This window comes from Hymenobacter sp. AT01-02, from assembly GCF_000961955.2.
GTDB classification, from domain to species: domain Bacteria; phylum Bacteroidota; class Bacteroidia; order Cytophagales; family Hymenobacteraceae; genus Hymenobacter; species Hymenobacter mucosus.
This window is the reverse complement of sequence record NZ_JZIR02000159.1, coordinates 1-764: the sequence shown is the minus strand read 5'-3', so window position 1 is coordinate 764 and position 764 is coordinate 1. Positions and strand designations below refer to the sequence as shown.

The window sequence follows — 764 nt, the reverse complement described above, 5'->3', positions numbered from 1 at the left end:
GCGAAAATCCAACAACTGGTTTACCAACTGTAGTAAGCGCTGGGTGTTGCGGCGCACCAGGCTGCAAGTCGGTGGCGGCTGGGCAGCAGTTAGCTCACTAGTTGGTGAGCAAGTCTTCTACTGGGCCCAAGATGAGGGTGAGCGGGGTGCGCAGCTCGTGAGAGAAGTTGGTGAAAAAGCGCAGCTTGGCCTCCGACGACCGACGGGCTTCCTCGGCCAGTTGTGCAATCTGGTTGTGCTGGGCGCTAATTTGGGCGTTCTGCCCCTCTAGTACTTCCCGAATGCGACGGTTCAGGCGCGAGGACCGCCACGCTAGGGCCCCCAGCAGCGTGGCCACCATTAAGCTTGCCAGGAGCAGATAGACTGTGATTTTCTGGCTGGCATAACGGCGCATCTGTTCTTTCAGGCGCAACTGCTGCCGGCGCAGGTCCTGCCGTTGGGCAACCAAGGCCTGTGTTTGGGCGCGTACAGTACCTACGTTCAGCGAGTCAATGACCATCGTGCCCAGTACGTTATCTTTCACGTAGGGCTCATGGCGCAGAATACGCAGGGCCGTGCGGATGGCTTCTTCTCCTCCGGTAGGGTACAGCAGGGTCGCCTTTAGCACGCCATCTTCCACCAACTGCAAGCCATTGCCCGGCCCCGGAAGGCCATCTACCCCAATTATGTGTAGCGCTCGGCTCGGCCGAGCTGCCGGGCTACTTGGTGGGCCGCCCGCGCCATGGGGTCATTGTGAGCAAAAATCAAATCAACCCCGGGATGCG

1 protein-coding gene is annotated in these 764 nt (G+C 59.8%); it reads right to left on the bottom strand.

The window, feature by feature from the left end; genetic code table 11:
* Nucleotides 1-97 precede the first annotated feature (97 nt).
* Nucleotides 98-628 (bottom strand): hypothetical protein, encoded by a 531-nt coding sequence (locus VI25_RS21710; RefSeq protein ID WP_055562881.1) that lies wholly within the window; start codon nucleotides 626-628, stop codon nucleotides 98-100.
* Between the last annotated feature and the right edge of the window lie 136 nt (nucleotides 629-764).